Source organism: Paenibacillus sp. Dod16 (assembly GCF_049893405.1).
Taxonomy (GTDB): domain Bacteria; phylum Bacillota; class Bacilli; order Paenibacillales; family Paenibacillaceae; genus Paenibacillus_AQ.
This window is the reverse complement of sequence record NZ_JBNDYG010000020.1, coordinates 15692-40198: the sequence shown is the minus strand read 5'-3', so window position 1 is coordinate 40198 and position 24507 is coordinate 15692. Positions and strand designations below refer to the sequence as shown.

Sequence of the window (24507 nt, the reverse complement as noted above, 5' to 3'; positions counted from 1 at the left end):
CTGTAGGAGATGACCAAAATGAACAAGCAGGAAGCTATTCGTTTTATATCGCAAATGTATAACGACATTATAGTTAATTTTGATTTTGTTAAAATACCCGATTATTTTCATAACCAATACTATCAAGTGACTGATGGCAAAAAGATAAACTTGGAAGCATTTAAGGATCATCTAACTGCATTAAAAGCTACAGTAGACAAAATTACCGTTTCTCCATTTTACGATACCCTCTATGACGAAGAGCTTCAAACTTTGGCATTGCGATACACCGTAGATGTTACCAAGAAAAGCGGAACCCGGGGATTAATTGAGCTTATCGCGATTTTTGAAATAAAAAACGGCAAGATTGTTCGTTGTAATGAAATCTCGCATGCCCTTCATCATGTTAACGAGTTTAAGGAACTTGCAAGCATTTCTTCTCCAGTTGTTTAATCTTGGTGTCCTGGAGCGCAATTAACACTGTCGGTATTATTACCGGCAGTCTTTTTGACTCATGATCTAAGGAGAGGATAAGGATATTGAAAGTTGAAAGGAACGTGTTTTATGAATCTATAGCCCGAAGGAGCCATTTTCATTTATAGATAATTAAGAGAAAATGAGAAAACATATGACCAAATCTCGTATGATGGCTAGAACAAAAATAGAAGGGAGGTCGTTTGAACAATGAATAAAACGGGAGTATGGCTGTTTTTTGCATGGACTGTATCAGCTGTGGCAACTAGCGGAAGTTTGTTTCTTAGTGAAGTATGGCATTTTACGCCATGCGTCTTATGTTGGTACCAAAGGATCTTCATGTACCCATTAGTCATTGTCTTGGGAATCGCGGCATATCGGCAAAAGACGCACATTGTCCCATACATCCTACCCCTTGTCATCATTGGCGGAGGCATATCTACATATCATAGTATCATTCAAAAACTCCCCAAAGATTCGGATATTGCCGCATGCGGGCCGGTGTCCTGCTTGAATGACTATTTGAATTGGTTCGGTTGGTTGACCATTCCGATGCTGGCATTTGCCGCATTCGTGCTCATCGCCGTGGCTCTATTGCTGGCCCTGCGCTCGCAGAAGCAACATACAAACCAGTGATGAAAGCTGCTCTTATTGAATGACCTGTAACAGCCGGCCTTAGGGTCGGCTGTTTTCAATCAACAATGAATGGTAGGGATCCAGTTTTTATATCTTGCGGTCTTATTCCATAACCCTATGCTCCAATAACGAGCTTGTGATACATTACATAAAAATCATGTCGAGGAGATGGAATCTGATATGCATAAAGTCATACATCCAAAAATTCATTATTTCGGGACTTCGGTCGTGTTGATAAGTACCATCAACGAAGACGGCACACCCAACCTGGCTCCGATGTCCTCAGCCTGGTGGCTCAATCAATCATGCATGCTTGGTATGAGCAGCAAGTCTCAGACTGTTCAAAATATCATTCGTGAAGGGGAGTGCGTGCTTAATCTCCCGTCGACTGACTTGATTCCCGCAGTTGAGCGTCTGACCCTGTTAACAGGTCGCAACCCGGTCCCTGAGTCGAAAGCAGCAAGGGGGTATCAGTTTGAGGCGAATAAATTCGGTGTCGCAGGGTTAACACCACTTCCGTCCCAGCTCGTTCAAGCGCCGCGTGTGAAAGAATGCCCTGTCCATCTGGAAGCCAGGTTTGTTAAGCTCCATCCTTTTGAAGAACCAAGCTCACTTGTTGCCATCGAAGTGCGCGTTGATAAAGTTCGTGTCGAGGCAGATCTTCTTATGGATGCCCATTCAAACTATGTCGATCCTTCGAAATGGAATCCGATGATTATGAATTTTTGCGAATATTTCGGTCTAAGCGAGCAATTGTCCTCATCAAAATTAGCGCCGGTATTCGGACCTGATTCAGTAGAATAGTTATTCTTAATATTCGTGCACCTTCATACAATGAATGGATGTGCGATCCTATGAAGAACGGCGTATATTGTCCGGCCGGGAAGGGGTTTGAGAACATGGACTGGACGGGGAGCGGATTACTGTTAGTAGCTCTGACAGGCTTGATGGGGGCGCCGCATTGCCTGGTGATGTGCGGAGGGATCGTTTCTTCTTTGGCCCTTCGAACCAGCAGATCTCCGCTTGCTTCTACGTTAGCCTACAACGCTGGCAGAGTGACAACGTACACGGTGATCGGAGGCTTTATGGGGATGGTGGGCTCCTTCCTGGATGTGGCTGGCAGCTTTGTTGGCTTTCAAGGCGCGGCCAGCATCATTGGAGGTCTGCTCATTCTGCTGTGGACATTTCGTCGGTACACACTGCCCATTTATAACGCGCATCTGCCGAGACATTCTTTGTTGCATCTGAAATTGGAACGGCTTGGTCAGCGGTATGAGTTGTTTGCGACTTTTCTAACGGGCCTCCTGCTCGGTTTTCTTCCATGCGGTTTGACCTATGCGATGCATATGAATGCAGCGGCATCCGGATCTGGTCTGGAAGGCCTCTTGATCATGCTGGTATTTGGACTTTCGACTTTTCCCATTCTACTCCTAACGGCGCTGTCCGCCGGCAGTTTAACGAAAAAGTGGCGCAGAGGAATGCGTAAACTCGGCGGATTTCTGGCCTTTTTAATGGGGGTGCTTTCCATTTTAAAAGGAATTAGCGCTAACGGATGGATCCCGGGAATTCACCCATGGTTATGGTAAGCAGGGCTAGCGAACGTTGAACAACGTCCTCACCGTGACATTTTGATCCTCCCAACGAAGGACCGCTTCCGCTTCCCAAAGTCCTTGCATAACAGGTACGGCCGTTGCGCTGTATACACCCGGCTTTGATTCGACAATCTCGGCGGGAAACACACCACAAAACATATCGGGCATCTTGAGGTTTAGTTTAATATCGGCATTAGCAATGGGCTTCTTAGGCAGCTCGGTAATGAAAACCTGGAAGGACGTTTCTTTCATGGGTTCTGCGACAGATTGAACGGTTTGTATTTCCATGCGAAGCTGCCCATCAGTATACAGGTTTTCTACTTTGGAACGATCATGAACCTGCCGGTAAAGAATCATAGCCGCGATTATAAAGAGCAACAACAAAGCCATGCCCCATCTTGTCTTCATGATATCCCTTCTTTCGCCTGAAAACATGAGTATTCTCTCATAGGTATGTAAAAAAAGGTCAGAACATGCACATATGGATGACAAGAAATACCGGGCCGGACCCTCTACAACTTTCTAGGGATTTAGGAACTTCCCTGTGAAATGGCTGCGGAGGTTTTTTTGTGCCAAATGAACTTTTATCTTATTGCACCATTAAGTTTCCCGTAGGCTCCGCTTTTGATGCCAACCAGGGGCGTTTAATTACAATGTGGATAAAATGGACATGATAACAAAGGTGAATCGCAATATGGGGTCATTTTCTATTTGAATACAAAAGCGTAGAAACCAAGACATATCATTATATATTGAAAAAAAAACTTAATGGGGGAAATAAAAAACTCTCTTGCATAAGAAAATCCTCTTGTATTAGAATTGTGTGGGGATCGTATATGTTGAGAATATATAGTTGCTTCTCCGATCGACATCATTTTCATATTAGGAGGAACAACATGGAAGTCTTTGCAGAATATTTAGCACATATTGATAACCCTGAACATCGTGAACGTACGGAAGAGGTTTTGGCTTGGGTAACTAAAAAATTTCCGGAATTAATGCCGAAAATGGCGTGGAACCAGCCTATGTTTACCGACCACGGTACATTTATCATTGGCTTTAGCATTGCCAAACAACATTTGGCTGTTGCACCCGAAAGAGTAGTGATTCAGCATTTTTCTGATGAAATTGTACAGGCAGGCTATGATCACACCAAAGAGTTAGTACGTATCCGGTGGGAAAGACCGGTTGACTTCTCATTACTTGAGAAAATGATCGAGTTTAATATTATGGATAAAGCTGACTGTACAACTTTTTGGCGAAAATAGCAAAAAAAGAATGTATAGGAAAATCCCCTTTGAAAAGGGGGTTTTTGATGCTGGCTTCGGGAAGTCGCCAAGCTGACCGTGGGTCTGAAAATTTGGCCTGAAATGAATGAAACGAGACGTTACTTGACAACGTAATAACGAAAGGAAGTCATGGAACAATCAAAACTGGGGAAAAACCTCTGCTCTTTAAAGTGGAGATTAGATGTTTTCAGCCAGAAGTTTAACCATGAACATCGCACATAAGAGAGGGGAAGTACTGTTGGAGTCAATTTGGCTAGAGTATGCATGGGCATTACTAATTCTTATTGGATTGGAAGGTTTACTATCGGCGGATAATGCCCTTGTGTTGGCAGTTATCGCGAAGCACTTACCGGAGGACCAGAAGAAGAAAGCGATCAATTACGGGATCATTATGGCTTTTGTTTTTCGCTTCGCGGCTTTATTTGCGATATCGTTTATTGCGAACGTCTGGCAAATACAGGCGATTGGAGCTGCTTATCTTCTGTACCTCGGATTAAAGCACATCATCAAAGCACGTTTCGGTAAGGAAAATAAAAATATTCGCGAGGACATAAAGAAAGATGCTGCCGGTAAAGGCTTCTGGCCAACGGTAAGCAAAATTGCGATTGCGGATCTGGCCTTTGCGATTGATTCCATTCTTGCTGCTGTGGCTTTGGCACTGGGTCTCCCGGATTCACCGCTTCCTGATTTCGGTGGTATGGACGGAGGAAAATTCTTGGTTGTTGTGCTTGGCGGAATCGCCGGGCTTATTCTGATCAAATTTGCAGCCACATGGTTTGTTAAGCTGCTTGCTCAACGGCCAGCGCTGGAGACCACGGCTTATGCAATCGTGGCATGGGTCGGTGTCAAGCTCGCTGTGATTACCTTAGCCCATGAAGATATTGGGGTGTTGGATCACCATTTCCCACATAGCACAGTCTGGACCATAATCTTCTATGGTGTCTTGGTGGCGATAGCCCTTCTCGGTTGGTTTGCACCTGGTAAAAGCAAACAATCACAGACCGAGCAACTATAGTTCCGTCTTTCGATCATAGTTGACAGATGGCCTTCCCTTAAGGGAGGGCCATTTTTGCATGCCTGTCTAAAATTCAATATGAGCAAAATTATGGATTGACATGACACGAAGTAGTTTCCTATAATCATTGTGTCACTAAATGGTGTCCAATTAGTATATGCTTATACATACCACACTTCAGCCCACTCTTCATATTACAAAACAGGTTGCGTTTGAACCCAGATCGGAAGGATGTTAGCCATGAGCGAATCGAATCAGGAATATATCGTAATCTCGGCTGCGAGGGAAAACAATCTCAAGAACGTATCCTTGCGTATTCCCAAGCGGAAGATCACGATATTCACCGGGGTATCCGGATCCGGCAAGTCATCGATCGTCTTCGATACGATTGCCGCAGAATCCACGCGTTTGCTGAATGAGAACTTCAGTATGTTCGTGCGTAACTTTCTTCCTCGTTATCCGCAGCCAGATGCGGACGCGATCGAGAATCTGAGCATGGCTGTAATCGTTGATCAGAAGCGGCTAGGCGGCGGTTCCCATTCCACGATGGGCACGATTACCGATATTTCTCCCATTCTTCGTCTTCTCTTTTCCCGAGTGGGACAGCCTTATGTCGGACAAGCGAACATGTTCTCGTTTAACGATCCGCAAGGCATGTGTCCCGAATGTAACGGGATTGGCCGGAAACTAGGCGTCGATATGAGCAAGGCGCTGGATATGTCAAAGTCGCTCAACGAAGGGGCTATTATGCTGCCGGACTATTCGGTGAACGGCTGGGAGTGGAACATGATCGTGCAGACCGGGGACTTTGATCTCGATAAGAAGCTGAACGACTATTCGGATGATGAACTGGATCAGCTGCTGTACGCCAAGGCAAGGAAAGTAAAGATGGACTTCGCCGGCAAGGCAACGAATATTACAGTAGAAGGCGTCATTGAGAAGTTCACGAACAAATACATCAAGCAGGATGTGAAGACGAAGTCCGAGCGCACACAAAAAGCTGTTGCACCCTACATTTCAGAGGGCCCGTGTTCCAGCTGCCGCGGTGCCAGACTAAGTCAGGCAGCCCTTAGCTGCAGGATCAATGGACTCAACATTGCGGAAATGTCCTCCATGGAGGTTGGTCAGCTCATTCGAGTTATCCGGGAGATTGACAACGCGGTCGCAGCGCCGATGGTGAAGTCACTAACGGAGCGGCTGCAGCATCTGGTGGATATCGGGCTTGACTACCTGACGCTGGATCGCGAAACGGACACTTTGTCCGGCGGCGAGTCGCAGCGCGTCAAGATGGTGAAGCACCTGAGCGGCAGTCTGGTAGATGTCACCTACATCTTCGATGAGCCCAGCGTGGGCCTACACCCCCGTGATGTACACCGGTTAAATGAATTGCTTCAGAAACTGCGCGACAAGGGCAATACCGTGATTGTTGTCGAGCATGATCCCGATGTGATCAAGGTGGCGGATCATATCGTAGACGTAGGACCTCACGCCGGCAGCCGCGGCGGGACGATCGTATATGAAGGAAGCTTCGAAGGCTTATTGGAGGCAGGCACGCTGACAGGCACTCATATGAAGCGGCCGCTTCAGCTGAAACAAGATTGCAGGCAACCCTCCGGCAAGCTATCTATCCAGGATGCCACACTTCACAACCTTCAGAACGTGAGTTTAGATATTCCAACCGGCGTACTGACCGTCGTTACTGGAGTTGCAGGCTCTGGCAAGAGTACGCTGATTAACGAAGTATTCCTCAGCCACCATCCAGATGCGATTGTCATTGACCAATCGGCGGTAGGCGTGTCAACACGCTCGAATCCCGCAACCTATACGGGCATAATGGACGATGTTCGCAAAGCGTTTGCTTCTGCAAACAAGGTCAATCAAGGTTTGTTCAGCTTCAACTCCAAAGGGGCTTGCGATAACTGTCAAGGGCTGGGTGTAGTGTATACAGATCTTGCATTCCTCGAGAACGTGAAGCTGCCATGCGAAGTATGCGGAGGCAGACGGTTTAAGGAAGAGGTGCTCGAGTACAAATTAAACGGCAAATCCATTGCAGAAGTGCTGGAGATGACGGTGGAGCAGGCATTGGAATTTTTTGAACTAAAAGAGGTTGTGCGCAAGCTGCAAGCAATGAGTGATGTAGGGCTGAACTATATTACACTCGGCCAGCCGCTCAGTACGCTCTCAGGCGGGGAATGCCAGCGGATCAAGCTGGCAAGCGAGCTGCATAAGAAGGGGAGCATCTACGTGATGGATGAGCCGACGACGGGCCTACATATGTCAGATATCGGTGACCTGCTTGGGATCATGAACCGTCTCGTGGATGCAGGCAATACGGTGATCGTCATCGAGCATAACCTCGACGTGATCAGTCAAGCGGATTGGATTATCGATATGGGACCGGACGGGGGGAGCCGGGGTGGCCAAGTGGTATTCGAGGGCACACCTTCGAAGATCATCCATGCGGAGCAGTCGATCACGGGAAGATATTTGATGTAATCTTAACCCACTTGTGTCTGCCATAAAAGAAGGAGAGGGAAACTATGACGAAACCATTAATTGTCGGAGATGCCGAACATGAATTGGCTCAAACGCGCCGAATTCTGGAGTGTTTACCCGAGGAGCATATGACCTGGAAGCCCCACGTAAAATCAATGACATTAGGCGGGCTCGCCACGCATCTGATCAACCTGCTGAACTGGCAAGTCGCGATTCTTCTATACCCGGAATTCGATCTTTCATCCGTGCCGATTCGGCGGGAAGCTTTGGAAAGACGCGAACACGTGCTGGAGGAATTTGACGCGAACGTTATACAGATTAATAAGCTGTTAGCCGAATGCGACGAGAAATCGCTCGCCGAGGAATGGACCTTGCGGAACGGCGACCATATTCTCCAGCGTCAACCGCGTGCAATCGCGCTTCGCACTTTCGGCTTAAGTCACATGGTTCACCACCGGGCGCAGCTCGGAGTTTATCTACGGCTGCTTGATGTTCCGGTGCCGGGCATGTACGGTCCCTCAGCCGATGAGGAAGGCAAGTGAAGTAAGGAAAGTCGCAGGACATGGTCAGAGGATGAGGACATATACGAAGTCGCGGAAATCGCGACTTTTTTTGTCAGCCGATATGGACAAGAAAGAAATATTCCGAAATCGGGCGTTATCGTATGCGACGATTGGGTTATAGAAGTGAGCAATCTGAAAGAAATCCATGAATGAATAACCTGCTATGATCGAAAACAGGAGCACTTGTCGAAGTGGTGGGGGCCTCAAGGTTTTACGATGACTACTCAGCAGTTTGATATGAAACCGGGTGGTACATGGGAGTTTATTATGCACGGTCCTGATGGCGTTGATTTTCCCAACACCAACGTGTTTGTTGTGGTCGTTAAACCCGAGCGAATCGTTATCAAACATGCCGTGTTTCCGCATTTTCTGGCGTCAGTAAGCGTTGAGGAACTGGAAGGTAAGACACAATTGACGTATCAAACCGTTTTTGAGGAAACGGTCGCTGTATTCGATAAGGTGAAAACCTATGCCGTTCCAGGTGTCGAACAGACCATGGACCGTCTTGAGGAACATCTGGCAAGTATGTCTTGACACTAACGGCAAACGCTGGTTCCGAGCCCGATTTAATCAGTATGCAAAAGCTGCTATTGGCGGCTTTTTGGTTAAATGAAATGGTACTTTACGTCGTGAGTAGATTTTGAATATTGAATATGTAAATTCAGTCTTAAGGAGGAGGTCAACGATGATGAAGTCCGTATAATAAGGATTGGAAAGGAGAGACATACCACTACTCAAGCTGGCATTTTTATAGACAAATTGGAGGTTGAAAAGATTGAATAGGCACGACACAAGCACTAATGCACCAAGCCTTCTTCGCAATCGGTTCCTGCAGACGATTTTATTATCAAGCGTGCTTCTGCAGATCGGAATCTGGGTACGTAATTTTGCTATCCTCCTGTATGTAGCGGATAGAACCAATAATGATCCATACGCTATTTCGCTAATCAGCGTAGCAGAATTTGCCCCGATATTTGTTTTTTCGTTCATCGGAGGTACATTTGCGGACCGATGGAAGCCAAAGCGAACGATGATCTGGTGCGATTTATTATCCGCGGTATCGGTATTCGTAGTGCTTCTGACCATCCATTACGGTTCATGGCAATCCGTCTACCTTGTCGCATTCATCTCAGCTATTCTTTCGCAGTTCTCTCAACCTTCAAGTATGCGATTGTTTAAGTATCACGTGTCTGAAGAACAACTGCAGCAAGGGATGGCTTTGTTCCAATCGCTGATGGCCATCTTCATGGTCCTTGGCCCTATGCTTGGTACATTTGTTTACAGCACGTTCGGCCTTGAAACATCGATCGCTGTAATGGGCGTAGTTTTTCTGTTATCCGCGCTCGTCCTGATTCGCCTGCCGGAGGATGATATGAAATCTCAAACAGCCGCCGTAAAAGGGCAATTCCGTAAAGATTTCGTTGAAGGCTTCCGCTATGTTTGGCAAAGTCAAGTGCTGCGCATGCTCGGGCTTGCGTTTATTCTCGCCGGACTCGCTGTTGGTGTAGCCCAAGCGCTCAACCTGTTTATCGTAACGGAGCGGCTGGGCAGGAGCGAGGAGTTCCTGCAATATCTGCTAATGGTGAATGGCGCAGCCATGCTCATCGGGGGCGGGATCGTGGCCGTCTTCGCGAAGCGGGTTCCGCCGCAGGTTCTTCTTGCCATAGGCATGCTGGCAGGGGCGGTCTGTACAACCATTGTGGGGTATTCCACTAGTGTTCCGGTCACGCTGACCGTTCAATTTCTAAATGGGCTTGTTTTTCCTTGCATTCATATCGGGATCAGTACCATGATCCTGAAATGGTCGCATGCTTCCATTGTCGGTCGGGTGAATGGGGTTCTGAATCCGATGTTTGTTGGGATGATGGTCATTTCCATGTCTTTCGCGGGCGCATTAAAGGACGCCTTTTCGCTGAGTACGATCTATAGCGGAGCAGGATTACTATTTCTTCTTGGCTCACTCGTCATGGTGCCGATCATGAACCAAAAAGCGCCGGAACATGTACTTACTGCACAAGAGACATAATCTCGCACGATCGATAAGGTTATGTGAAGAAGGGCCGGCAAAAAAAAAGTCGGTTCTCCCTCATTCCCAGGGGGGGAACTTCCAGCACAAATACCTTTACGAATCGGGATGGTTAGAGCATATGCGCAGCCGAAGTCGCGAAAATCGCGGCTTTTTTAATTTACCGATGCCCCATTTCTTTATATTTAGAAGATGACGACTGTCCATTTTGTTATAATTAACTTAATGGATTTCTTATTTAATGAACAGATACAAGGTGGTTGTATGGACAATATATTATATAACCGAATCAAAGGCGGCCTGTATGGAGTGGCTGTAGGCGACGCGCTTGGCGGAACGACGGAGTTTATGAGCGTGCAGGAGATTAAGGAGAAGCACGGCTATTTGACGGAGATCATCGGCGGCGGGGTGTGGCAGCTGGAACCGGGCGAAGTGACCGACGATACGATGATGACGCTTTGCGTGGCAGAAGGAATTCACGAAAATCCAGGGGAGCCAATGGAGGCGATCGGGCGTTTCTTCATGGAATGGTACCAATCGAGGCCCAAAGATATCGGGAATATCATCCGTCAAGTTTTTCAAAAGTTTGAGGGAGACTGGTTCGAAGCGGCCTTTGTGGTGCACATGGATATGGGGCAAAGCGGCGGGAATGGCTCCCTCATGCGATGCCTGCCTGCAGCACTTGCCTACAAGGACCCGGCGGACATTGACCGAGTGACCATCATGCAGTCACGGATGACGCATTATGATCCAAGGTGTGCCGAAGTCTGCGTCATGTATAACCGAATGGCCCAGCTCCTTCTGCAGGGTGAACATTTAAGAGCAGCCATCATGGCCGAGGTGGTGGGTAGCGAATACGAAGGCATTATTGAAGCACAGCCGGATTGCCCGGCAAGCGGTTATGTGGTCCATACCTTCCGGTGGGTACTGCATATTTTGCTCCATACGTCGGATTTTGCAGGAGTCGTTCAAAAGGCGGCAAATCTAGGAGATGATTCGGATACGATCGGAGCTATTGCCGGTGGATTGGCAGGTATCTATTATGGGTATGAAGGAATTCCTGTCCGATATGCAGAGGCGATCCTCATCAAAGATAGACTCGACCGGATCGTTTCGCAATTGTATGCATTGAAAACTTTATGATAAAGAGATCATGAAACACAATATAAACGCAATGCTCGATAATGGTGTCATTACATATTTTTCTTTTGTACTTCTGGATATTAGATTTGCTATCGTATTCAATCCCAGAAATACAGTAATCACCCAAACCAAAATATTCGTAGGCAGAACATTAAAGATATTTATGACGTTAGTATGCTGCAAAAAAACAACTCCCATAACGAGAAGTATAATAGCGTTTATAGCACTTACAACCCGTAATTTGTAGGGCAGCACTTTGTAATATCCACCCATTGCAAATTCGCCTAAAGGCAAACCAAGCGCGAGCAACACCTGAAAAACGGCGATAGAAATAAACATAAAAGTGACGATAATGGATAATATGTAGAGCATACTCTCTTCCATACATTTCTCCTCTTTAATTGGTAGTTTATTTTTAAGAATATTATATTCCTCTTACTATCCTGCAATGCCAAAAGTTATACTTTGTGTCCAGGTGCTTCGGTTAAACCCGTTGCAACCGCCTTTACGGGAATACCAGCTGTTGCACGGCCGCTAACTTTGGAAAGGGGTGACTTAAGCATGCTCTTACTCAGTCTCATTTTATATTCGATCGTATTCGTCTCCGGGTACTTATGGATCAAAAAAAAGCTCAAGGTATCCAACGATTCAAATCAGCTGCTCTATAAGCATATCAATCGATTTCATCTGATTGGGGAGTTGATCATCATAGCTTTGTCCCTAACCGCCCTTTACTTCATGAGGATTGTTTGGGAGTGGAGATCGTCGGCTTATCAGGACGTTATACTTGTGGTAGCTGTTCTACACGCTTTCCGTTCCGTTGTTGAAAGACGCTATAAGAAAGATTCCAAACAGCACATCCTCAGTGCCTATGCAAGTGTTAGCGGTCTGCTCCTTTTCCTTGGCATTGAGATGTTTGCGTAACAACACAAGAAGCACTATTCCTATAGAAATCTATAATTCAATCCTTGATGATTCATAAAATTGACGCAGCATCCACTAATGAAAAACAGCCAATCCTTCGCTTGGAGAGGGATTGGCTGTTTTCTATTTAGAAGAAGCTTATTGTTGTTCTTTTTCCGTAAAAAATGTAATGATGGCAAATAACAGAAAGGCAAGCAGCAGGAGCGAACCGCCCACAATAAACAAGACCAAAACCAAACTGTCGTCCAGCTGAAAAGGATTCAAATTGTACATCCACATTCCGAACGTTAAGCCGAAGGACCCCAGGATCGCCAGCCAGCCGTGGACAGCAACCAGTTTCTTATATCTTACTTTGTATGCCTTGTAGAAGATTCCCCAAGCAAATACCGACAACCAGCCGACCAGTAAAATGTGGGCGTGGATCGGACGAAGGGAGTAGTCCATCTCGCCAGACATTTTGGAACCAAGATAGGTTCCAAAAATGCCGAACAGCGCTGCATATCGAATTAACCGTAAACTCCATTTTTGTTCCATGATTCATCATGTCCTTCCATTAGAAAAATAACGGTGAAGGTCGTACCCTTCGCAAGCTCGCTCTCGAGCGTTATGGTTCCGTTTAATAGTGTGACGATTTCTTTAACAATGGACAGGCCAAGGCCTGTCCCGTCTTTCTTGCGGGTTGCATCCACCCGGTAGAAGCGCTCGAACACTTGCTTGGCTGATGCCTCCGACAGACCGACACCGGTGTCCTCGAATGTGAGGATGATCTTGTTTCCGGCGGTGGTGCAGGAAATGAAGATATGGCCGTTCGGTTGGTTGTACTTAATGGCGTTCGTTATCAAGTTATCCCACACGATCGCCAGCAGCTCGCGATCGGAGTACAACACGGCTTTATCTAATTTATACGAGATGGTCAGGTTCCGGTCCTGCAGACTCCATTGATGTTTTTTGATGGATTCCTTGATTTGCAGATCCAGTCGGAGAGGGCTCTTTTTCACCGGGTAACCGGATTGATCCAGGGACGTAATCAGCAGAAGCTGCTTGGTCAGATTCGATAATCGTCTAGCTTCATCGCTCACGATACCCGCATACTGCAGCCGCGTCTTCTCATCCAGATTCGGAAGAAGGAGCAGGTCTCCATACCCTTGAATATTCATTAATGGAGATTGAAAATCATGAGACACGTTGCTGATGAAGGACTTCCGGGCGACGTCATTATGCTGCAGCTGCTGCTGCATACGCAGGAAGTTCTCAGCCAACTGGCCCAGCTCATCCTTACGATGGATATCCAGCGAATACGTAAAATCTTCGTTGGTGATCGCTTTCGTCGCTTCGGACAGCTCCGAGATGGGGTGAATTAGCCGTTTGGTCATTTTGATTACACCTAATAGGCTCACGATGGCGACAGCTACGATAAATCCCGCCAGCATCATATGGATATCGGAAAATAGGATTTTGCTGGCCGGTTTGACGAATAGAGCATAAGTCTGATTTCCGATTTGAAGGGGGAGCCCGACGGTGTTTCTAATATCATTGGAGAAATGCCCCATCATCCAGAGCTGATCCCATATGCCGTCTTTCCCCAAATACGGCGTGCCGCTTAACACCTGGTCCATGGTGTGGTCAGGCAGCCTTCTATGCTCAAAAGGCTCACCGAAAAAATACGCCTCCCCGGAACGGTTAGCCAAATATATCTGGTATCCTAGTTGTCCGACGGACTCAAGGAAGGGGTGCACGGTATGGCTTGATACATGCATTTCCTCGAGAACGTGGACGATTTGTTCGGCAACCTCCATGTTTTGCTGCGTGATTTCTTCTTTGGTAAATATCACGTAGACAACGTTTGCCAGAATAAATCCGATAAAAATGCTGATCCCTAGAATGAGCAGTGTTGTGGATATAAACTCCCGATATAATGTTTTCATTCGGCCGCCTCTAATTTATAACCAATGCCCCTGATGGTCTGGATCTCGATCGAAGCGTTGTAACGTTTGAGACGGTCGCGAATCCGGTTCATATGCGTATTCAATGTCATCTCGTTGCCTTGATAATCCTCGCCCCATGCCTGTTCGATAAGAACGGACCGGGGAGTGACTTTGTTGGCCCGTACTGCCAGCATAGTCAGCAGCTCAAACTCTTTTAGAGGAAAGATAATGGTTTCATCCTTGATGATCACTTCAAAATCGTTCCGGTTGATCTTCACATTGCCGACCTTCAAAACACTTTCCATTGCGCGGCCATAGCGGCGAAGAACAACGGCAACCCGAAACAGCAGCTCCTTTGGCTCAAAAGGCTTCACAAGATAATCCTCGGAGCCTGATTTGAACCCCTGTTCCTTGTCGGATAATTGTCCCTTGGCGGTCAGCAGGATGACAGGAATGTCGAGCTCTTTCGTTAGTATTCTAGTCAGGGAGAAGCCATCCATCCCGGACATCATGACATCCACGATGGCCAGGTTTACCTCCGACTCTTCCAGAAGCTCCAGCGCGTGCTTCCCGTTATGAGCTTGTAAAACCGTATAGCCTTCCCGCGTCAAATGGATGGTCACAAGCTGCAGGATATCGTAATCATCGTCTACGACTAAAATTTTCACGGAAGACTCCTCCATACCTTACATTATGCCTGGGATGAGAGCTTTCTAGGATCCTTATCTTTTTCGAAAAATAGAATTAAGGATGGAAGCAGAATGCCTCTTACCAGGAATGTATCTAATAAAATACCAATCGCAACCATAAAACCGAACACGAAGAGATCGGCAATCGGCATGGTGGTCAATGCGGCAAAGGTTGCCGCCAAGATCACGCCTGCCGAGGAAATGACGCCACCCGTATTGCGGATGGCCACTTCAAGAGCTACCTTGATCTTTAATGTTTTTCTCTCTTCGAGGAAGCGGGATATAAGAATAATATTATAATCGATCCCCAGCGCCACCAAGAATATAAACGCATAGACAGGAACTCGCGTACTGATGGATTCGTACCCGAACAGCATATCGATCAGGAAGATGCCCAGGCCAAGGGCTGACACGTAAGATATGAGGATGGTGGCCATCATATACATCGACATTTTTAACGAACGAGTCAAGGCAACCAGCAGCACGAGAATCAGAGCCGTTTCCAGCATGATGACTTTGATAATGTCACCGTTGTTTACGGTCCGTTCATCGACTAGTTTGGCTGTCACGCCGCCGTAGTAAACATCGCCCCGAAGAGACAACTCGTTAAGAAGGGCGTCAGTCTGGCCCTGAAGCTCTTCAATAAAATCGATAGCTTCGGTGGAATAAGGATTCATCGTCAAGGCAACGCTGAGTTTTGCCGCCTTGGAATCTTCCGTGATGCCGGCCAAGCGGACGGAGTCGATTTCTTCGTAATTCTCCAGCTTTTTCAGGAAATGATCGATCTGCTCGTCGGATAGCGCGTTCTCGGATTCCAGAAGAAGCGTCGAGGGTGCAAGCTCGCCTTTGTTATATTTAGATTCCACGATCTCATAACCTACACGCGAAGGCAAGTTTTCGGGGAATTTTTTGACGGTGTCGAATTCATAATTCAGGTTGAATACGTTCAAGGCGGTCACGATCATGAAGACAGCCACGATTCCACCGGTGAGCAGCGGCTTGTTCACCACGAATTTGGCTACTGGCCCCCAGAAACCGTGTTTGATTTCATTGTTCTGACCGAATTGAGGAACCTTAGGCCAGAACGCTTTTCTCCCAAACAGGGTGAACAGGGCTGGGACAAGGGTGACGGAAGCGAGCATAATAATAAGCATGGCCAAACCGAATACCGGCGCAAAATTTTGATAATCACGGAAATCCATGAAGAACAGAACGAGCATCGCGGCGAGCACGGTGCCGCCTGCAAAAAACACAGGTTCCCCGGTAGCTCGCATGGCAAACTGCATTGCAGTATATTTGCTTTCATGTTTATTCAATTCCTCGCGGTATCGCGAGAACACAAACAGTGAGTAGTCGATGACGGCGGCAAACAGCAGGATGCTCATGATGGAGGTGGTCGAGTTGTTAATTTCGAGTCCGGCTGAGCCCATCAAGGCTACGGATTGGTTGACGACCTGATATACGATAGCCGTCGCAAGTAGAGGAATGAAGGCAAGCAGCGGTGAACGGTAAATAACGATCAATAATACAAGAATGATGACAATGGTGGCAAGTAGCAGAACAAAATCCGCCTGCTCGAAGAGCTTGATCGTATCGCCGGCTATCCCGGCTGGACCTGTAATATAGAAGTCTGTACTCAGACCCCTGGCAATCTCGTTGCCAAGTCTGGAGGTTTCGTCATTGATTTCCGAATATTCGCTGCTGCCAAGACCGGCTTCCAGGCTCATGGGAACGATGATGGTAGAGTTATCCTCCGAAGTAAAACCCTTCAGGGCTTGAGGCGGCAGGGTGCCGATATCGACTATGGATTTGACTCCCTGAATCTTGGCGGATAGGACTCCATTCAAAATATGCTTTACTTCATCCAGGTTTACGTTTCCTGATGCATTATGAAAAACCAGGATTCCTGGCGTTCCCTGCTCATTCGGAAATGTGTTCTCCAATTTGTTCTCGGCTATGATGGACTGTGCTTCATCTGGAAGTGACTGGAAGTTGGTCGCTTTGTAATCGCCAAGCGTGGGACCCGCGCTTAAACCGACCATAACGATCAGCCAGACCAGAATCGTAATCCACATCCCTTTTTTGGTTGAGACCCAATCGGTAATGGGACTTAATAGCTTCCTCAAAGGTTGTTTCCCCCTCTTTAATTTGTCGCACTTACTCTAGCACAGCTAAATAAATTTAATATAAACTCGAAGTCCGGCCATTCGAGCGGCAGCAAAATAACCAAGTTTAATAACATGGAAAAGGTAGGGTAATTGCAAAATATCAGGCATGCCATTATTGATCATCATGGTAAGAAATGATCCTTTATACGAAGAGAATCAGATGTTGATAAAGAATATCAATTGTGGCGATTTACGAGTTGAACAAGATTGACTTAACATATAATGGGAAACTCAGATAATACGAAACTCAGATCTAACCACCATAAACATAAAAACGAAGACAAATGTAAGCGCTTTAGTTATCTTAATACATAAGTGATTTTCTATAGAAAATAAGGGTATGGAGGGGTCCAATGAAGCGAATTCCAATGATGATGCAATTGGCATTAATCCTATTTTGCATCATGGCCATTCCGATGGCGATTTTAACCTGGTATAGCAGCTCTCAGATTCTACAGAATTCAGAGCATGCCTTTGCGGAAACTTCGCTTGCAGAATTAAATGCCAATCGCGAGCTTAATGAGAATGCGTTGAACAATTTGTCCCAGAATACGGTACGCCTAGGAGGCACCGACGTCTTCGATCGAATCCGTCCTTATAAGTCTCTTGCAGAGCTTAAGACGAATTACGTGAATGTAAGCAAAGCGATGGCGGTGCTCAAGGAATTGTTGAATCTGAATCAGAGCGTCGATGGGGTGTATTCATCTTTCTTTTACCTGGACGACGCGAATTACGTGATTTCTACGGACAGAGGCATAACGAGCTTGGACAGATACGAGTCCATCGACTGGCTGAACGAGGCGCTTATGGAGCAAAAAGGGATACGCGGCGTATGGTATCCGCGCAAGCTCGATTCGGGCGTTAAGGTCTTATCGTTCGCACTGCCTTTAAACCGGCTGTCAACCGCTACACGCGGAACGATCGTTGTCAATCTGAAGGAGAGTCAAATCGAGCAGTATTTGCAATCATCGAAGTCAGGCAAGCAAGGCTATTTGCTTATGAAGTCAAGCGGTACCATCATCTCACATCACGACAAAGATTTATTGCTCAAGAACGCCTACGAGGAGCCGTATATTCGCGAAATCGCCCGGCAAGCATTGCCTGAAGGGTACATGTTCCGCGAGCTTAACGGCGAGCGATTGCTATATGCGTGGTCCCCTACGAAAGAATTCGGTTGGACGAACGTAAGCATCTACTCGGTCGACGAATTGATGAATAAGCCCCTTACCTTGCAGAGAAGTATCCTTTTGCTTACGATCGTTATTATTTTTGCGGGGTCCATACTGACCGTTTTTATTGCGACATGGTTATCCAAGCCAGCCAGGGAATTGGTCCGTACGGTACGCGGCCGAGTCAATCCGGGGGTGCGCGATAAGAATGAGCTCGTCTTTCTGGAGGCGGCATTCAGACGCATGCAGGAAGAGGAAGAAGGTCTTTATAAGCTGCTAAGTATCCGCGAGCAGGATGCCCAAAGCCACGCCATCCATAGTTTGCTGCGGGGTGAAGTGACCCCACAAGCGGAAGAGATTTTCCCGGACTTGCACTTTCTTGTAGCCGTCGTTTCCATCGACGGTTACCGAACTTATATAAGCCTCAATAATCCGGAAACGCGCAGTTACCATCGCTACTTGCTCATCTCCAAATGTGACGATTTATTCCCGAAAGATGTTCACGCGCGCTGCGTCTATCATGGTGACGGCCACTTCGCAATCCTGATCAACTACAGACAGGAGGAAGATGACAACTATAGGCTTGCCATTTATGCGGCTTTAGACATGTTGAGGAACAGTGCGGCGGAATTGCTCGAGCACTCCGTAACGATCGGCGTAAGCAGTCCGGCAGATTCAATTCGCCTGATCTCGGATTGCTTTGCAGAGGCGATGGAAGCGATCAAGCAGCGCATGATTGCCGGCAATGGCGGCATTACGTGCTGGAAGGAGGAAGAAGGGCGGGATAAAAAATACATTTACCCTGTTAACAGCGAAAGACGAATTCTGAACTTCCTTGGTCATAGCGATCTGGATAGCATCATCGAAGAACTGAGAATCATTCGTAACGAAATCCGTTCTGCCGAATACGTGTCCTACGATAATATCCTATTCATCTATCATCAATTGGTTGGCGTGACCATTAAACACCTTAGGGAGAATAATGTTAGCACGGCGCGGATCTTCTCGACGCGGGGGAACATTTACGCAGCCCTTGCTTCTATTGATACGCTTGACGAGCTTGAAGAATATCTTATTGAATTTTACAGCGAGATTGTTCACTACCTTACGCGGTCACCGGGCGGGTCCAACAAGTATGCCGATCGCATTATCCATTATTTGAATGAGCACTATCGTGAAGAAGTCGTGTTTGAAGAAATGGCTAAGCAAATCGGAATCAGTTACTCCTACATGCGAAAAATTGTCTATGAACATACGGGTAAAAGCTTGTCCGACTATCTCAATTTGCTCCGAATCGAGAAGGCAAAAGAGCTGCTTCTTGAGAGTAACCTGTCGATTGCACAGATTGCATCCGAGGTAGGCTACATGAATGTTCGAAGCTTCAATCGTCTGTTCCGAAAATTTGAAGGCATGCCGCCGAGCAGCTTCAAGCTGCAGAGATCCAAAACCTCGTGAGCAGGACAATATTTGATTCAAATAGACAAAAATGATTCTTGGGTTCTCAGGAATAACGGATCGGCTGCAATTTGGATCAATAGTGGCTGCAGCTTATCAATATTCGGCGTTTACCTTCGGACGAACGGGGCGATATGATAAATCCAACCTCGGGGCCACCGAAATAGGGAAATGAACCGGGGGGAGATCACGCATGGAGGAGGTGAGATTTTGAAAGTCCAAGATGCAGCACCAGGAAATGAAACCGCTTTAATCCCCTTCGCAGGCAAGAAACAGGGAACTCTCTATTATCTTCGTCGGGATTGGCAGCTCTATTTTCTGCTTCTCATTCCTTTAGCGTTTGTCTTGGTCTTTAAGTACGCGCCGATGAGCGGTCTTGTGCTTGCGTTCAAGGATTACAAGATTGCCCACGGATTCTGGAGCAGCGAATGGGTCGGTCTGGAAGTGTTTAAAGACATATTCGCAAAGCCCGATTTCGCTCGCGCCATCCGCAACACGCTTTTGCTGAATGTGTCGGACCTTATATTTAGCTTTACAATGCCGATTATACTCTCTTTGCTGCTAAACGAGGTCAAGAATGCTTTCTTCAAACGCGTGAATCAGACTCTGCTTTATTTACCGCACTTTCTGTCTTGGGTCATTATCGGCGCAATCGCTTATCAATTGTTGGGTGAAGGAACCGGTATGATCAATAATCTGATCGCGAATCTGGGGGGAACACGGATCCCGTTCCTTCAAGAGAACGTCAATTGGCTAATCAGTTACATCTTTATTGGCGTATGGCAAAGCATGGGTTGGGGGACCATCATCTACCTGGCTGCAATTAGCGGCATTAACCCCGAGCTGTATGAAGCGGCGGTCGTCGATGGTGCAGGCCGGTGGCGGAAAATGTGGAACATTACTCTGCCCTCGATCCGAGTGACGATCGTGACATTGCTGATTTTGAACCTTGGCCACGTGATGGCGGGTTCCTTTGAGCGTGTCTTTGCCTTAGCGAACAAAGCAACCACGGAGTTCACCACGACCATTCCCGTTCTGGTATATCGCTGGGGAATTGAAGGCGGCAACTTCAGCCGAGCAACCGCTCTCGGGTTGTTCCAAGCTGTCGTGGGGCTTGTCCTTATTTTAATTGCTGATCGGGTTGCCAAGAAACTGGGTGAAGATGGAGTCATTTAGAAAGGAGGGAAGCGATGAAAACATTCACTAGGAGCTATGCGGTGCGCCGCACCAGGAAACTGGACATATGGGATATTCTAATACGGCTCATACTTATTGCTGCCTCACTCGCCTGCTTGCTGCCATTCGTTCATGTCGTTGCAAAATCTTTAAGCGAAGACGCCTACGTCATCGCTAACAAGGTGTTTCTCTGGCCGGCGGGGTTCACTCTGGATGCGTACGGCAAAGTTTTTGCCGATCAGAGTATTCTGAGGTCTCTTTACATATCCGTAATCATCACGGTGCTGTTCACACTGATCGGCATGATCGTCACCATTTGTGCAGCCTACCCGCTATCCCGTAAGCAGCTTAAAGGCCGTTCGTTTTTTAACTTCATCTTTATGTTTACGATGTTCTTTGGAGGCGGCATTATTCCCGAATATATGCTGATCAACAGCCTGGGGATGCTTGATACGATGTGGTCGCTTATATTACCGCTATCCTTTAGCGCATTTAACCTGCTGATCTTAAGGACTTCGATCTCCAGCAATATTCCGGCGAGCCTGGAAGAATCGGCCCGGATGGATGGAGCGGGGCATTTCAGGATCCTGTTCAGCATCGTACTTCCACTCTCCAAGCCGATTCTAGCGACATTGTCCCTTTTTTACGCGGTCGGACGCTGGAACGCTTATCAGGACGCCCTATTCTATATTAAGCATAATGTCGATCTGCGGCCGCTGCAGTTGAAACTATATTACCTGGTGGTTCAGGCCAGCGAGAGCTTTCAGCTAGAGATGACGCAAGTCTCGCTCAGCAATCCTGAAGTGCTCAAAGCAGCATGTGTCGTTTTTGCAACTTTACCGATCATTTGTGTCTATCCGTTCATTCAGAAGTATTTTGTCCAGGGAGTCATGCTTGGGGCTATCAAGGAATAGCATTTCCAGATTCTATTGCATCGATATGATGAGAATGATAAGGGGGAAATACGATGAGCAAACCGAAAATCATGTCTATGTTCATGGTTTTAATATTAATTGCCGGTCTTATAGCGGGGTGTACGGGGAACAGCACCAATGGTGAGAAGAAGCCTTCTCCATCGGATGAGGGTAACACGCCAAGCCAAAACGCGGAAGGCAGCTATCCCGATTATTCGCAAGGCTTCCCGGAAAGAGTTACACTCGAAATTCCAGTGTATGAGCGTGCGTTCGAAGGCTGGAACGTAACCGACAACTACTATACACGCTGGATTCAGAAGGAATTCGGCGACAAATACAATATCGAGGTCAAGTTTACGCCGATCGCCCGTACCAACGAAGTCACGACTTATCAGCAGCTGCTCGCAGCCGGCAAGGCGCCGGATATCATTTTCCACTACGACATGCCGCAAGCGCTTGCATACTATGGAGAAGGTGTCATGCAGGAGCTGGACTGGCAAGAGATTGAGCACTATGCCCCAACCTATTGGAGCAATTTGAGCGAGACGATTCTGCAATACGGCGTCGTTGATGAAAAAAACACCTTCTTCTTCGCTGCTCGTCCTGATTTCAGCAACTTTGTCAATATCATTCGTAAAGACTGGGTTGAGAAAGTAGGAATGAAAATCGAGGACTTGACTTCGCTCGAGAAGTACAATGAAATGCTCATGAAATGGAAGGACGAAGGAATCGGCGTTGCCGGGGCCGGTTTGACACGGAACGTGTTCAACTATAGTTACGGATTCCGTGACTGGCCGGTTGATCCGAAGACGCACGCGATTTATTCTGATCTATCCGTTGCGGATTTTACGACACCGGCAACCGAAGCCTGGCTGCGTAACCTGAGCTATCAATACCATAACGGACTTATCGATAAGGAGTTCTATCTACGCGACGATGATAACAAGCTCAAGGCCGAGTTTGTTGCGGGAAATACGGGCACCTACGGTTTGTACCTGACCAATAACACCGATGCGTTTGAAGCAACGCTGAAGAATAATCCGGAAGCTGAATTTGCCGTGCTTCCCCCTGGCTCCGGCGTACCGGAGGGAAATATGCCCCAAGGACGCGCAGACTGGCCGTTCGGGTTGATCATGGGAATTAACCATGAATCGACGGAAGAGGAGCGTGCTGCTGTATGGATGTATCTCGAGTGGATGAGCCAAGCGGAGAACCTGATGTTCCTGCAGAACGGGGTGGAAGGGGAGAACTATACGCTCGATTCCGATGGCTTGCCGGTGAAAAAACCGGATTTCAAGGGCGAATCCGTACTCTCTCAGAACAATAACAAGGACTATTGGGCACTTGTAACGGAAGCGCCATCCTTTGCAACGCCAGAGCTAACGCTTAAAGCTAACAAAAATAACTGGACGCCTGCGGGTTATGAGCAAATTGTCGAAGACATGATTCAATATCGAAACGAGACCAAGCCATACCAGACGCCGGATCCGCTGTTCACCGTAGTCCTCGAGAAGGTTACCGAGTATAAGGCGGATTTGAACAACCTCTTCCAAGAGCTGTATCTCGACATTATCCTTGCGCCAGCAGACCAGTTCGATGCGAAATACGAAGCGGCCAAGCAGAAATTCCTCGACGCCGGCTATCAAGAGATTTTGGACGAGAAGCAAAAAGCGATTGATGCAGGTCAATTCCGGTAATCACGAAAATCTAAACCAAAACTCCGAGCTCCTGCCGAAAGCGGGGGCTCTGGATGATATGGAGGGCAATATGAATCTGAAACTAGATATCGCTTTAGAAGATTTAAAGCAAACCGCCAAGCGTGTTGCAGATTATACGTTCGGGATGGATTTGACGTGGGATTGGCCGGGAGGTGTCGCATTCTATGGGATAAGCCGGCTGTTCGAGGTGACTGGCGATCTTGCTTATCTGGAACGCATGATCGATTGGGTTGAGGAGTACTTAGAGGCGGGCATTCCGGAAGGATGGACCGTGAACACCTGTGCGATGGGGCATATGCTGCTGACCCTATATGAACAGACGAAGGATCAAAAATATATGGATCTCATTTTAAGCAAGATTGATTATTTGGAGCATCAGGCTTTGCGATTCGGTGACCGGGTCCTTCAGCATACGGTGTCGGCTAACAATGACTTTCCGGAGCAGTGCTGGGCGGATACTTTGTTCATGGCGGCATTTTTGGAGCTTCGGGTCGGCGTGCTCCTCGGAAAGAAGGCGCTCATCGACGACGCGCTCCATCAATTCGAACGGCATATTCATTACTTGCAAGATGAGGATTCCGGGCTGTGGTACCATGGCTATAACCATGTCAAAAAGGACCATATGTCCGGCATTCATTGGGCGCGCGCCAACGCCTGGGCAGCCTATACGATGTCCCGAGCGGCAAGAGGGCTGCCGGAAGGCTATCTTTATCCTCCCATGATGCACATATGGAGCTCCTTACGCGACCAGTTGGCGGCAATTAGACGGATTCAGCATGAGGACGGTCTGTGGGGCACCGTGCTCGATTACCCGGAAGCTTACGGCGAAGTATCGGCTACAGCGGGTATTGCAGCAGCGATGGTGATGCAGGGCAATCCGCTGCATGCGAAATATGTGAGAAAAGCCTTGGCCGGGGTTCTCGCCAATATAGCGGATAACGGACGGGTTCTGAACGTGTCCGGAGGAACGGCGGTCATGAACGACATCGAAGGATATCTCGGCATTGACCGGAAATGGGCACAAGGCTGGGGACAAGGATTGGCGCTAGCGTTCCTGTCGTCGGTCATTGACGTTATCGAAGCCCAAGGAGATCGCGAGCTTAGCAAACGTAGCGATCAAGTCGATTAGACCTCAGGCTACTTGCTCATATAACAA

Annotated in this window: 22 protein-coding genes and 1 pseudogene; 17 read left to right on the top strand and 6 right to left on the bottom strand. The window is 47.4% G+C overall.

Annotation, left to right across the window (positions count from 1 at the left end):
- Window positions 1-18: 18 nt before the first annotated feature.
- The 4 genes from ACPV3A_RS16110 to ACPV3A_RS16095 all read left to right on the top strand — a co-directional run bounded on the left by ACPV3A_RS16110 (window position 19) and on the right by ACPV3A_RS16095 (window position 2675).
- Entirely contained in the window at window positions 19-432 is a 414-nt protein-coding gene (locus ACPV3A_RS16110) for a nuclear transport factor 2 family protein (protein ID WP_426200236.1), read from the top strand.
- A 231-nt stretch (window positions 433-663) separates the two neighbouring features.
- Window positions 664-1089 carry a disulfide oxidoreductase gene (locus ACPV3A_RS16105; RefSeq protein ID WP_426200235.1) on the top strand — a complete coding sequence of 142 codons (426 nt, stop codon included), beginning with the start codon at window positions 664-666 and terminating at the stop codon, window positions 1087-1089.
- 180 nt (window positions 1090-1269) lie between these two features.
- Entirely contained in the window at window positions 1270-1893 is a 624-nt protein-coding gene (locus ACPV3A_RS16100) for a flavin reductase family protein (RefSeq protein WP_426200234.1), read from the top strand.
- 95 nt (window positions 1894-1988) lie between these two features.
- The gene (locus tag ACPV3A_RS16095; protein ID WP_339296695.1) at window positions 1989-2675 is read left to right on the top strand and encodes a sulfite exporter TauE/SafE family protein; all 687 of its coding nucleotides are present in this window, start codon (window positions 1989-1991) and stop codon (window positions 2673-2675) included.
- A gap of 6 nt (window positions 2676-2681) precedes the next feature.
- On the opposite strand, the gene ACPV3A_RS16090 is transcribed toward ACPV3A_RS16095, so the two are convergent.
- On the bottom strand, window positions 2682-3089 hold the full coding sequence (locus ACPV3A_RS16090) for a FixH family protein (RefSeq protein WP_426200233.1): 408 nt from the start codon (window positions 3087-3089) through the stop codon (window positions 2682-2684).
- Between the two features lie 488 nt (window positions 3090-3577).
- On the opposite strand from ACPV3A_RS16090, the gene ACPV3A_RS16085 reads away from it, so the two are divergent.
- From ACPV3A_RS16085 to ACPV3A_RS16055, 7 genes and pseudogenes are all read left to right on the top strand, one after another.
- Window positions 3578-3949, top strand: coding sequence for an iron chaperone (locus ACPV3A_RS16085; RefSeq protein ID WP_194543050.1), 372 nt, complete (start codon window positions 3578-3580; stop codon window positions 3947-3949).
- A gap of 259 nt (window positions 3950-4208) precedes the next feature.
- A complete protein-coding gene (locus tag ACPV3A_RS16080) occupies window positions 4209-4985 on the top strand; it encodes a TerC family protein (protein ID WP_220684985.1) in 777 nt (258 codons plus the stop codon).
- 240 nt (window positions 4986-5225) lie between these two features.
- The gene (locus ACPV3A_RS16075) at window positions 5226-7481 is read left to right on the top strand and encodes an ATP-binding cassette domain-containing protein (RefSeq protein ID WP_426200232.1); all 2256 of its coding nucleotides are present in this window, start codon (window positions 5226-5228) and stop codon (window positions 7479-7481) included.
- A 44-nt stretch (window positions 7482-7525) separates the two neighbouring features.
- Window positions 7526-8023: a DinB family protein gene (locus ACPV3A_RS16070; protein WP_220684987.1), complete on the top strand. Its 498-nt coding sequence runs from the start codon at window positions 7526-7528 to the stop codon at window positions 8021-8023.
- 192 nt (window positions 8024-8215) lie between these two features.
- A pseudogene (locus ACPV3A_RS16065) lies at window positions 8216-8578 on the top strand (SRPBCC domain-containing protein); the annotation flags it as partial.
- 241 nt (window positions 8579-8819) lie between these two features.
- Window positions 8820-10070, top strand: coding sequence for an MFS transporter (locus tag ACPV3A_RS16060; RefSeq protein WP_071220814.1), 1251 nt, complete (start codon window positions 8820-8822; stop codon window positions 10068-10070).
- A 264-nt stretch (window positions 10071-10334) separates the two neighbouring features.
- Window positions 10335-11213, top strand: a complete 879-nt coding sequence (locus ACPV3A_RS16055; RefSeq protein WP_426200231.1) for an ADP-ribosylglycohydrolase family protein — start codon at window positions 10335-10337, stop codon at window positions 11211-11213.
- Here the strand turns inward: ACPV3A_RS16055 and ACPV3A_RS16050 are convergent.
- Window positions 11208-11597: a hypothetical protein gene (locus ACPV3A_RS16050; protein WP_220684990.1), complete on the bottom strand. Its 390-nt coding sequence runs from the start codon at window positions 11595-11597 to the stop codon at window positions 11208-11210. The two genes, ACPV3A_RS16055 and ACPV3A_RS16050, sit on opposite strands and share 6 nt — an antisense overlap.
- Window positions 11598-11774: 177 nt before the next feature.
- Between ACPV3A_RS16050 and ACPV3A_RS16045 the strand changes: the two genes are divergently transcribed.
- Window positions 11775-12137: a DUF4181 domain-containing protein gene (locus tag ACPV3A_RS16045; RefSeq protein WP_220684991.1), complete on the top strand. Its 363-nt coding sequence runs from the start codon at window positions 11775-11777 to the stop codon at window positions 12135-12137.
- Window positions 12138-12275: 138 nt separating this feature from the next.
- On the opposite strand, the gene ACPV3A_RS16040 is transcribed toward ACPV3A_RS16045, so the two are convergent.
- From ACPV3A_RS16040 to ACPV3A_RS16025, 4 genes are read right to left on the bottom strand one after another with little or no spacing between them, the layout of a single operon-like run.
- Window positions 12276-12671, bottom strand: a complete 396-nt coding sequence (locus tag ACPV3A_RS16040; protein WP_220684992.1) for a hypothetical protein — start codon at window positions 12669-12671, stop codon at window positions 12276-12278.
- On the bottom strand, window positions 12644-14062 hold the full coding sequence (locus ACPV3A_RS16035; protein WP_426200230.1) for an ATP-binding protein: 1419 nt from the start codon (window positions 14060-14062) through the stop codon (window positions 12644-12646). The genes ACPV3A_RS16040 and ACPV3A_RS16035 overlap by 28 nt, the downstream gene beginning before the upstream one ends.
- The gene (locus ACPV3A_RS16030; RefSeq protein WP_426200229.1) at window positions 14059-14730 is read right to left on the bottom strand and encodes a response regulator transcription factor; all 672 of its coding nucleotides are present in this window, start codon (window positions 14728-14730) and stop codon (window positions 14059-14061) included. Before ACPV3A_RS16030 ends, ACPV3A_RS16035 begins: the two co-directional genes overlap by 4 nt.
- Before the next feature lie 23 nt (window positions 14731-14753).
- Window positions 14754-16877: an MMPL family transporter gene (locus ACPV3A_RS16025; RefSeq protein WP_426200228.1), complete on the bottom strand. Its 2124-nt coding sequence runs from the start codon at window positions 16875-16877 to the stop codon at window positions 14754-14756.
- Between the two features lie 395 nt (window positions 16878-17272).
- On the opposite strand from ACPV3A_RS16025, the gene ACPV3A_RS16020 reads away from it, so the two are divergent.
- The 5 genes from ACPV3A_RS16020 (at window position 17273) to ACPV3A_RS16000 (ending at window position 24480) form a co-directional block, all read left to right on the top strand.
- Entirely contained in the window at window positions 17273-19543 is a 2271-nt protein-coding gene (locus ACPV3A_RS16020) for a helix-turn-helix domain-containing protein (RefSeq protein ID WP_426200227.1), read from the top strand.
- Between the two features lie 210 nt (window positions 19544-19753).
- Window positions 19754-20719 carry an ABC transporter permease gene (locus tag ACPV3A_RS16015; protein WP_233354967.1) on the top strand — a complete coding sequence of 322 codons (966 nt, stop codon included), beginning with the start codon at window positions 19754-19756 and terminating at the stop codon, window positions 20717-20719.
- A gap of 14 nt (window positions 20720-20733) precedes the next feature.
- The gene (locus ACPV3A_RS16010; protein ID WP_071220825.1) at window positions 20734-21633 is read left to right on the top strand and encodes a carbohydrate ABC transporter permease; all 900 of its coding nucleotides are present in this window, start codon (window positions 20734-20736) and stop codon (window positions 21631-21633) included.
- 53 nt (window positions 21634-21686) lie between these two features.
- Entirely contained in the window at window positions 21687-23330 is a 1644-nt protein-coding gene (locus ACPV3A_RS16005) for an extracellular solute-binding protein (RefSeq protein WP_426200226.1), read from the top strand.
- Between the two features lie 70 nt (window positions 23331-23400).
- Window positions 23401-24480, top strand: coding sequence for a glycoside hydrolase family 88/105 protein (locus tag ACPV3A_RS16000; protein ID WP_426200225.1), 1080 nt, complete (start codon window positions 23401-23403; stop codon window positions 24478-24480).
- Window positions 24481-24507 lie beyond the last annotated feature (27 nt).